This window comes from Gordonia paraffinivorans NBRC 108238, assembly GCF_000344155.1.
Taxonomy (GTDB): domain Bacteria; phylum Actinomycetota; class Actinomycetes; order Mycobacteriales; family Mycobacteriaceae; genus Gordonia; species Gordonia paraffinivorans.
In genome coordinates this window covers 1-9,675 of record NZ_BAOQ01000063.1, presented here as the reverse complement: position 1 = coordinate 9,675, position 9,675 = coordinate 1, and the positions used below count along the sequence as shown (strand labels likewise).

At 66.9% G+C, this 9,675-nt stretch carries 8 protein-coding genes and 5 pseudogenes; 8 read left to right on the top strand and 5 right to left on the bottom strand.

Translation table 11 applies throughout. The annotated features are described in order from the left end of the window. On the top strand, positions 1 to 452 hold a 452-nt coding region (locus GP2_RS21455), incomplete at its 5' end, for an integrase core domain-containing protein (RefSeq protein WP_157211744.1). 18 nt (positions 453 to 470) lie between these two features. Here GP2_RS21455 and GP2_RS20270 read toward each other — a convergent pair. The 4 genes and pseudogenes from GP2_RS20270 to GP2_RS20255 form a co-directional block, all read right to left on the bottom strand. After that, positions 471 to 986, bottom strand: a pseudogene (locus GP2_RS20270) (MFS transporter); the annotation flags it as partial. After that, complete coding sequence (lspA, locus tag GP2_RS20265) at positions 937 to 1,467, bottom strand: signal peptidase II (RefSeq protein WP_005179567.1); 531 nt, start codon at positions 1,465 to 1,467, stop codon at positions 937 to 939. The gene lspA and the pseudogene GP2_RS20270, both read right to left, overlap by 50 nt. After that, complete coding sequence (locus GP2_RS20260) at positions 1,464 to 3,428, bottom strand: heavy metal translocating P-type ATPase (RefSeq protein ID WP_006902503.1); 1,965 nt, start codon at positions 3,426 to 3,428, stop codon at positions 1,464 to 1,466. The genes lspA and GP2_RS20260 overlap by 4 nt, the downstream gene beginning before the upstream one ends. Continuing rightward, complete coding sequence (locus tag GP2_RS20255; RefSeq protein ID WP_005179570.1) at positions 3,425 to 3,814, bottom strand: ArsR/SmtB family transcription factor; 390 nt, start codon at positions 3,812 to 3,814, stop codon at positions 3,425 to 3,427. The genes GP2_RS20260 and GP2_RS20255 overlap by 4 nt, the downstream gene beginning before the upstream one ends. A gap of 115 nt (positions 3,815 to 3,929) precedes the next feature. On the opposite strand from GP2_RS20255, the gene GP2_RS22365 reads away from it, so the two are divergent. From GP2_RS22365 to GP2_RS20245, 3 genes are all read left to right on the top strand, one after another. Further along, positions 3,930 to 4,412, top strand: a complete 483-nt coding sequence (locus GP2_RS22365) for a hypothetical protein (protein WP_255218674.1) — start codon at positions 3,930 to 3,932, stop codon at positions 4,410 to 4,412. Then, positions 4,358 to 5,323, top strand: a complete 966-nt coding sequence (locus GP2_RS20250) for an MMPL family transporter (RefSeq protein WP_006902501.1) — start codon at positions 4,358 to 4,360, stop codon at positions 5,321 to 5,323. The genes GP2_RS22365 and GP2_RS20250 overlap by 55 nt, the downstream gene beginning before the upstream one ends. A gap of 132 nt (positions 5,324 to 5,455) precedes the next feature. Beyond that, positions 5,456 to 5,680: a hypothetical protein gene (locus GP2_RS20245; RefSeq protein WP_223374213.1), complete on the top strand. Its 225-nt coding sequence runs from the start codon at positions 5,456 to 5,458 to the stop codon at positions 5,678 to 5,680. Between the two features lie 612 nt (positions 5,681 to 6,292). On the opposite strand, the gene GP2_RS20235 is transcribed toward GP2_RS20245, so the two are convergent. Continuing rightward, a complete protein-coding gene (locus GP2_RS20235) occupies positions 6,293 to 6,619 on the bottom strand; it encodes an ArsR/SmtB family transcription factor (RefSeq protein ID WP_006902500.1) in 327 nt (108 codons plus the stop codon). Here GP2_RS20235 and GP2_RS20230 point away from each other — a divergent pair. From GP2_RS20230 to GP2_RS20220, 4 pseudogenes are all read left to right on the top strand, one after another. Further along, a pseudogene (locus GP2_RS20230) lies at positions 6,584 to 7,558 on the top strand (cytochrome P450); the annotation flags it as partial. The gene GP2_RS20235 and the pseudogene GP2_RS20230 sit on opposite strands and share 36 nt — an antisense overlap. Next, positions 7,555 to 8,139, top strand: a pseudogene (locus tag GP2_RS20225) (NAD(P)/FAD-dependent oxidoreductase); the annotation flags it as partial. The pseudogenes GP2_RS20230 and GP2_RS20225, both read left to right, overlap by 4 nt. Continuing rightward, positions 8,136 to 8,294, top strand: a pseudogene (locus GP2_RS22360) (IS21 family transposase); the annotation flags it as partial. The pseudogenes GP2_RS20225 and GP2_RS22360, both read left to right, overlap by 4 nt. A 54-nt stretch (positions 8,295 to 8,348) precedes the next feature. Next, positions 8,349 to 9,320: pseudogene (locus GP2_RS20220) on the top strand (IS256 family transposase); the annotation flags it as partial. Positions 9,321 to 9,675 lie beyond the last annotated feature (355 nt).

The window sequence follows — 9,675 nt, the reverse complement described above, 5'->3', positions numbered from 1 at the left end:
CGTACTCGCGACGGATCCTGGGTTGGCGGGTGATGACGAGCAAGACGACACCGCTGGTGACCAGCGCTCTCGAGCAGGCCCTGTTCACCCGAAGAAGGACCGACTTCTCCTTTACTGCAACAGGTTTGATTCATCACAGCGATGCGGGAAGTCAATACACCTCGTTCGCCTTCACCGAGGCGCTACGCGACTCCGGCCTGGCCGGCTCGATCGGCTCAGTTGGCGATGCCCTGGACAATGCGTTGATGGAATCGACGATCGGGTTGTACAAGAGCGAACTCATCGACCGCCAGCGATCCTGGACCGGACGAGCCGAGGTCGAACGCGAAACCGCCGCATGGGTGCATTGGTACAACACCGAACGGTTGCACTCGGCAATCGGCTACTGCCCGCCGGTCGAGTACGAGACGCGCTACCGTGAGACCGTCGCCTCCGAAGCGGAGGTGGCCTAAACCAGGTCTCCATCCGACCCAGGACGGTTCAACGATCGGCCCCAGCGGCAACCCGACACCCAGTGCACCGACCCACACCGCGATCGCGCGGCGACGCTGGTCGGGGCCGAACAGGGTCGGCAGGATCCCCAGCGACAGCGGCACGATGATCGCGGCCCCGATGCCCATGACCGCGCGGGCGGCGATCAGCGAGCCGGTGGACCCGCTGAAAGCGGCCCAGGCCGAGGCGGCGACGAAGGCGACCAAACCTATCAGCAGCAGCCGTTTGCGACCGTAGCGGTCACCGAAGCCGCCGGCGGGCAGCATGAGCGCGGCGAAGACCAGGGTGTAGGCGTTGACGATCCACTGCAACTGGGTGGTGCTCGCGCCGAGGTCTTGGGCCAGGGTGGGCAGGGCGACGTTGAGAACCATCAGGTCCAGCCCGACGGTGAGCAGGGCGACGACCAGCGCCGCCAGCCCTGCCCACCGACGTGACGGGCCCGGCTCAGTCCCGGTCGTCGGCGTGGTGTTCGGGTGAGAGTGGTTCTCGCTCATCGGAGTTTCCGATCAGAGTGGCGATGATGAGGGCGGTCGCGCCGAGCACGATGAAGGTGTCGGCGAGGTTGAAGGTGGGCCACCAGCCGGTGTGCAGGTAGTCGGTGACCACACCGTCGGGGGCCCGGTCGATGACGTTGGCGGCGGCACCGCCCAGGATCGCGGCGAGCGCGACGCGGGTGAGCAGGTTCGCGCGCGGCGCGACCACCCATCCGCCGACCGCGACCGCGGTGGTGATCACCGTGGTGAGCGTGAGCATCACCCAGCTCGGTGCGTCGGCGGCGATCGAGAACGCCGCTCCCGGGTTGAACGCCAACTTAAGGTCCACCGGACCCGCCTCGATCGGGGCCCCGGCCAGCGTGGTCTGCGCCCACGCTTTGAGCGTGAGGTCGATACCGGCCAGCGCGGCCGCGGCAGCGACCCACCGCAGTCGCCGCCCCCACCGCGACACGGTGGGAGCAGACGACGCGGTGGCGGTCACGCGGGCGCTCCGGCCAGTACCGGTGCGGGCTTTGCCGCCGAATCGGTCAGCGAGGCCAGGGGTTTGGTGCGTCCGGCGCGGACACCGTTGGCGATGACGACGATCTCGGCGAGTTCGTGCACCAGCACCACCGCCGCCAACCCGAGAATCCCGAACAGCGCGAGCGGGATCAAGATCGTGATCAACCCCAACGACAAACCGACGTTTTGCAACATGATCCGGCGAGCCCGACGAGCGTGCTCGAGAGCCCGCGGCAGGTGCCGCAGGTCCTCACCCATCAACGCCACATCCGCGGTTTCGATAGCGACATCGGTGCCCATCGCGCCCATCGCCACACCGAGGTCGGCGGTTGCCAGTGCGGGGGCGTCGTTGACGCCGTCGCCGACCATCGCGGTGAACCGGTCGCTGCGCAGTTCGCCCACGATGTGGGCCTTGTCCTCCGGGCGCAGATCCGCGTGCACGTCCTCGATCCCCGCCTCAGCGGCCAGAGCGGCGGCGGTGCGGGCGTTGTCACCGGTGAGCATCGAGACCCGGATTCCCAGCGCGTGCAATCGGTCGATGACCTCGTGTGCCTCGGGCCGCAGTTCGTCGCGCACAGCGATCGCACCGATCACCTGGCCGTCGAGCTCGATCAGCACCGCGGTCGCCCCCGCGTGCTGCATCCGTTCCACATCGGCGGCCAGAACACCCGGTTCGATCCAGCCCGGACGGCCCAGCCGCGCCCGGCGTCCGTCGACGCGGCCGGTCAACCCGGCACCGGTGACCGCCTCGACGTCGGTGGCGGGAGTGACGGTGTCGACGGCGGCGAGGATGGCGCGGGCGAGGGGATGTTCACTGCGCGATTCCAGCGCGGCCGCGACCGCCAGCACCCGGTCCCCGTGCACACCGCCGGTGGCGGCGATCTCGACGACGGCAGGCTTGTTCGCCGTCAGCGTGCCGGTCTTGTCCAGCGCGACCTCGCGCACCCGGCCCATCGCCTCGAGTGCGGCACCGCCCTTGACCAGCACACCCAGCTTGCTCGCCGCACCGATCGCGGCGACCACGGTCACCGGCACCGAGATCGCCAGCGCGCACGGTGAGGCGGCGACCAGCACCACCAGCGCACGTTCGATCCAGGTGACCGGATCCCCGAAGAGCGCGCCAATCACCGCGATGGCTGTGGCGGCGATCATGATGCCGGGCACCAGCGGTTTGGCGATCTTGTCGGCCAAGCGTTGAGCGTCGCCCTTGCGGGCCTGCTCGGCCTCCACGATCCGCACGATCCGTGCCAGGGAGTTGTCCTCGGCGGTCGTGGTGACCTCGACGGTCAGCACACCGGTGCCGTTGATCGCCCCGGCGAACACCTCCGCGCCCGGCCCGGCTTCTACCGGTACCGATTCGCCGGTGATCGCCGAAACATCCAGCGCGCTACGCCCGTCGACGATCACCCCGTCGGTCGCGACCCGCTCACCGGGGCGCACCAGCATCCGATCCCCGACGCGCAGCTCGGCAGGGGCGATGACGGTTTCGGTGCCGTCGCGTAGCACGGTGGCCCGGTCCGGTACCAGGTTCAACAGGGCGCGCAGCCCGCGGCGGGTGCGCGCGACCGCGTACTCCTCGAGGCCCTCGCTGATGGAGAACAGGAACGCCAGCATGGCGGCTTCGCCGACCTCGCCGAGGATCACCGCGCCGATCGCGGCGATCGTCATCAGCGTGCCGACACCGATCTTGCCCTTGGCCAGCCGTTTGAGCGTGGAGGGGACGAAGGTGTATGCACCGACGAGCAGTGCGGCGATCTCCAACCCCAACTCGACGGCGCGTGGGCCGCCGGTCCAGCCGACGATCAGTGCCGCGACCAGCAGCACTCCGGCGACCGCGGCGGCGCGCAGTTCACTGACTTCCCAGAGCTTTTCGGGTTCGCGTTCCTCGGCCTCGCCGTCACCGGCGGGTTCGTCGTGGCCGCAGCCGCATGCGTCGCTCATGCTCGTACCTCCGCGCTCTCCGTCTCGGTGGTGGAGTCGGTGCCGTAGTTCGGGCACAACGCCACCGCATTGCCTGTCGCCGCGAGCAAGGTCTCTGCCGAGGCGAGTAGGTCCATCAACTCCGGGCGGGCCAGGCTGTAGAACACCTGCCGCCCTTGCGGGCGGCCCACGACCAGCCCGCAGTCGCGCAGGCACGCTACGTGCGCCGATACCGTTGACTGAGCCAGTCCGAGCCCGGCCATCAGGTCCAAGACCCGCGCTTCCCCGCACGCCAGCCGGTGCACGATCGCCAACCGTGTCGCATCGGAGAGGCTGTGGAACAGGGCCACCGCCGGATCCAACCCCTGCGTCTCGACGAGGCAACCCCCGCCATCATTAATCGCCATAAAGCGATGATAGCGGCGAAAGCTATTGATATCGAGTGAGAGTGTGATTAATCTCGACTCAACGATTACATCGTGATATGGCGATCAATTCGTGGTCGCTACGGAGGGAGAACGCGTGAACCAGCAGAAGTCCGCCGTCGTCGAGAACTCGCCTCAGCAACCATCGCCGCCGGGCTCGCCCGGAGTGCTATATCGGTGGGGCGTTCTGATGGCCCGGCGCAGACGTGCGGTCCTGGCGGTCTGGGGACTGCTGCTGGTGGTGTGCGCGGTGGCCTACCCGCTGCTCGAGAACCGGCTCGGTGCGATGGATTTCGGTGTCGAGGGCTCGGAGTCCACCGAGGTGGATCGCCTGGTTGCCCGGCACTTCCCGCAGTTCGGTACGGAACAGGCGGTCATCGTGCTGCAGTCTGGCGCGGTCACCGCCACCGACGCCGAGTTCCGTGCAGCGGTGGCTCGCACGATCACCGCCGCCACCGCGGTCGAGGGCGTGGTCGACGTCGTCGGCCCCTACGACGGGCTGCCCGGATCCGCTACGGCCTCGACATGGGCACCACCGCCCTCGACGACACCCCGACCGGACGCGCCAGCACCGCATTGAACACCAACTTCCCGCCCGGAGCACTCTCCCCGGTCGAGATCATCGCCACCGGCCCCAGCGACACCCCACTCACCGCAGACGCCGAAGCACGGGTCAACCGATTCCTGACCGAGATCGACGGCGACGCCCGCATCGACACCGTCCTGCCCGCCCAGCTCAATGACGGTCGAATGCTCGCGATGGCGATCCCCTCGGTCACCTTCGACTCGATGGCCGCCACCGACCTCGTCCGCGACCTGCGCAACACAGCCGCCGGCGCAGCCGGAGCCGAGATCCGCATCGGCGGCAGCACCGCCGAATTCGTCGATCTCTCCGACGAAATGACCACCAAACTTCCGCTGGTCGTAGCCCTGGTGCTGACCGCCTCGCTGGTCTTCCTCATCGCCGCTTTCCGCAGTATCGCCTTACCCCTCAAGGCCATCGCGATGAACCTGCTCGCCACCGGCGCCGCCCTCGGTATCACCGTCGCGGTGTTCCAGTGGGGTCTGGGCGAGAACGTCCTCGACTTCACCAGCCCCGGATTCGTGCAGGTCTACCTACCCACCGTGGTGTTCGCGCTACTGTTCGGGCTCTCGATGGACTACGAGGTGTTCCTGATTCGTCGCATCCGCGAATACTGGGACGCCAGCGGCGACAACCAGCGCGCCGTCGCGGCCGGGCTCACCCACACCGCACGCCCCATCACCGCGGCCGCCGCGATCATGATCGCCATCTTCGCAAGCTTCCTCACCGCCGACATCCTCGAACTCAAACAACTCGGACTGGCCCTTGCCGTCGCCATCGACGCCGTCCTCATCCGCCTCGTCCTCGTCCCCGCCCTCATGCGCCTGCTCGGCGGCTGGAACTGGTGGCTGCCCGCCCTCAGGTTTCGCCCACCCAACACTCGCGCACCACGGGCCGCCGCTGAGTAGCGCGGCGATCAGACCAGGTTGATTCGTCGCGGACACGGGACCGGCCGCCGGGGCCACACCGCCCTCGGGGGCAACCGTCACGGCCGGTCTGACCTTCGAGTCGAGTCGAAGGTTCAGGGTCGCGGGGTGGTGATGATGCGTATTACCCAGCTGGCGCGGCGGAGCGGTGTCCCTGCCACCAGCTGCGGCTCTACGTCGGATCTGGCCGAGTTCGTGGAGGCCGGACCGTTCCTGGAAGCGTTCCTCGTGTTGATCGTCATCCCACTGACGCTGGCGTGGCTCACCCCAGGTGTACCGCGCGCCGGGACCGGGCAGCGGGTCTCGGCGCGCGGTGAGCACCGGCGATGGCGCCGTTGATGGCTACGGTGCTGATCACCGTGGTGGCCTCGCAGGCGCCAAACTCGGTGACGGCCTGAGCCAGGTCGCGGCGGTGGTGCGGGCCGGAGTGCCCGCGTCGCCGGAAGGTGTGGCTGCGCAGCCCTCATCGCAGCCGCGGGCGCGAGTCATTGGCGGGACCAGATCAGTCCGAGGAGCCCGAGTCCGATGGGCGAATCCGAGCGGTTGGAGCCATGACAGGCTCACCAGCAGCGTGCCGCTGCTCAGTGCTACGGCCGCGATCAGCAGCGGGGCACCACCGCGCAACAGCCCAGGCAGCAGTGCCGCGGTCCCGATGCAAGCCCGCCAGCGGCGTGTCTAGGTCGCAGCAGCCACAACGGCCTCCCCCGCAGCTCGCCGAGCCACCGCTGCCTGGCGCTGGGTTCGGTGTCGATGGGACAGGGCAGCAGGGGGATTCGCTGCGCTCGAGCAGGTCTTCGCGTCCGGCCGCCAGCGCGGCGGCCAGGGTGTCGCCGGACCGCGGTGAGTTCGGCGAGCTCGGCATCGACCTCGGCGAGCTTGACACCCAGTCCCAGCCGCGGTGAACCCGCCGACGGTGAGCGGCTGCCGAGACGTGAGGGCTGTCGAGGGCGTTCATGTCCGGTCACCGTCCGGTACCTGGTCGATGCGGGTGCAGCACGTCAGGGCGGCGGCGTTGTCGGCCGCGAGCAACCGGGCGAGCAGCACCAGTTCGGCCACGCGCGGGTCTCCGACCGTGTACCGCAGCTTCTTGCCGTCGCGGCGCGCGACGATGTATCCGCAATCGGCCAGACACGACAGGTGCACCGACACCCGCGGCTGGGAGATGCCGGCGTGGGCGACGCAGTCGGCCGAGGTGCGTTCGCCGGCGAGGATGTATTCCAGCAGCTTCAACCGGGTCGGATCCCCCCCCGGCACGATCAGCAGCGAGCCGCCGTCCAAGGAGTCGTCGCCCCAAAGAACTTGCGCGAGATGGAGGGGCTCATCCGCTCCCGCGTCAAGGACGTTCTCGACGGTCTGCCGAGCAACGAACCGTTCGACTGGGTCAAGAACGTGTCGATCGAACTGACCGCACGCATGCTCGCCACCCTGCTCGATTTCCCCTACGAGCAACGTCACAGGTTGGTCGAGTGGTCCGACCTCGTCACCTCGATGGAGCAGGCCAACGGCGGACCCTCAGACAACGACGAGGTGTTTCGCGAAATGGTGGCCATGGCGCAGGGTCTCAGCGCCCTGTGGCGGGACAAAGCCGCACGGACCGCGGCCGGAGAGGAGCCCGGCTTCGATTTGATCACCATGCTGCAGAGCAACGACGACACCAAGAATCTCCTCGACGATCGCCCGATGGAATTCCTTGGAAATCTGGTGCTACTGATCGTCGGGGGCAACGACACCACCCGGAACTCCATGAGCGGCGGAGTCCTGGCGCTCAACGAGTTCCCCGACCAGTTCGCGAAGCTCAAGGCCAATCACGACCTCGTCCCCAACGCGGTGTCGGAGATTATCCGGTGGCAGACGCCCTTGGCATATATGCGGCGCATCGCCAAGACCGACGTGATGATCAACGGTCAGTTCATCCGCAAGGGCGACAAAGTCGTGATGTGGTACGCGTCTGGAAATCGCGACGAGCGCGTGTTCGAACGCCCCGACGAGCTCATCGTCGACCGCTCCAACGCCCGTAACCACATCGCTTTCGGATTCGGCGTGCACCGATGCATGGGCAACCGGCTCGCCGAGCTCCAGCTTCGCATCCTCTGGGAGGAACTCCTGCAGCGTTTCGACAACATCGAAGTGGTGGGCACCCCCGAGTACGTCCAGTCGAATTTTGTTCGCGGTATCAGCAAGATGATGGTGCGCCTGACACCCAAGGAGGATTCGTGACAGCAAATCGCGCGGTCATCGTCGGCGCCAGCCACGCGGGCGCTCAGCTCGCGGGCAATCTCCGCAAGGAGAAGTGGGATGGCGACATCCTGCTCATCGACGATGAAGGCAGGTTGCCCTACCAGCGCCCGCCCTTGTCGAAGGCGTACCTGGCTGGTACCTCGGAACTCGATGATTTCGCGATCCGCGGACGGCAGTTCTACGAGCAACAGAGCATCGAGCTCGACGCCGAGACTGTGATAGCGATCGACCGCGATGCACGCTCCGTCACCATGGGCAGCGGGAACGTAGTCACCTACTCCCGGCTGGCCATCTGCACGGGCGCGCGTGCCCGCCAACTGCCGGTGCCCGGCGCTGAACTCGCAGGCGTCCATTCTCTGCGCACTGCGTCCGACGTTGAGGCCATCCGTGCTGCGGCCGTACAGGGCCGGAGAGTCGTCATCGTCGGGGGTGGCTACATCGGTCTGGAAACGGCCGCTTCACTACGTGCTCTGGGAGTGGAGGTGACTGTTCTTGAAGCCGCAGCACGCGTCCTCGAACGGGTTACGGCACCAGTGGTGTCGGCGTTCTTCGATCGGATCCGGCTGATCGTGTGGTCTATCGGCCCGGCGGGTGCTCGCAGTGGGACCTGTGGTTCCCCGATTATCGAATCCCATTGGGCCATGGCCAGTTCGGCATTCTTCCGGTCCTGGTGATGACGTTGGCGTTCTCCCGGTACCGGTCGGCAGTGATGATCGGGGGTGTCAGATGGTCTGTGTAAGTCCAGTGCTCATCAGTGAGAGGAAGATCTATGAGCATGGCGTTAGACGACAAGCAGCAGGGCCACGACGACGAGCAGTTGCCTGAACTGGCCGAGCCGCGCTCGACCGCGGAAGTCGCCGAGGCATTACAGGCCTCGGGCATGGTCGATGAGCTGCTCGCCCAGATCGATACCGGCCAGGTCCAGATCACCGGCGAAGGCGGGTTGATCCCAGGTCTGATCAAACTGGCCCTCGAACGCGGTCTGAAGGCCGAGCTGACCGATCACCTCGGCTATGCCAAGGGCGATCCGGCCGGGCGGGAGTTGCCCAACGCCCGTAACGGGTCGAGCCCGAAAACGGTGGCCTCGGAGGCCGGGCCGGTCGAGCTGAACATTCCTCGTGACCGTGACGGCACGTTCACCCCGCGGCTGGTCCCGAAGGGCTCGCGCCGCCTCGGCGGCCTCGACGACATCATCATCTCGCTCTACGCCGGCGGCATGACGTTGCGCGACATCCAACACCATTTGGCCTCCACGATCGGCACCGATCTCTCGCACGAGACGATCTCGAAGATCTGCGACGAGGTCCTCGACGCGGTCGATGAATGGCAGAACCGGCCGCTGGAGCCGTTGTATCCCGTCATCTACCTTGACGCCCTGGTAGTGAAGGTCAAAGACGGCGCCCATGTCCGAAACAAGCACGCCCACATTGCTATTGGCGTCGATATGGCCGGCGTCAAGCATGTGCTGGGAATCTGGATACAGGCCGAAGAAGGCGCCAAGTTCTGGGCCGGGGTGTGTGCGAATCTGGCCAACCGCGGCGTCAAGGACGTGCTGATCGTGTGCTGTGACGGGCTCACCGGATTCCCCGAAGCGATCGAGGCGACCTGGCCGCTGGCCACCGTGCAAACCTGTGTGGTGCATCTGATCCGCAACTCGATGCGGTTCGTGAACTACAAAGACCGCAAAGACGTCGCTCGGGCGATTAAACCGATCTACACCGCCCCCGACGCCGAGACCGCACCGGCGATCAAGCAACCGGTGACCTGGCCGGTGCGGCCCATCGAGCGGCCACGAGGTGGACGGCAATCGCACGTGCAGCGGTGCAGAAGGACTCGACCGCACCCGATCGGCTCCGTTGCGTGATCGGTCTTGCTGCGGCTTTGCCTGAGTTCGAGGCGGATCTTGCGATGTCACTGGAACGTGCCGCCAAGTCCTTGACACTGAGCAGGTGAGCAGTCGACAGCTCACGCGGTGACTCACCGATCTAGATCGTCCTGATCGATCCACCATCGCGTCGCTGAGAAACCGGCACCCAAGATGGGCATCACAGTCGGAGACACGAGGGGATTCATCCGCGCCGGCTTTGCAGACCGCC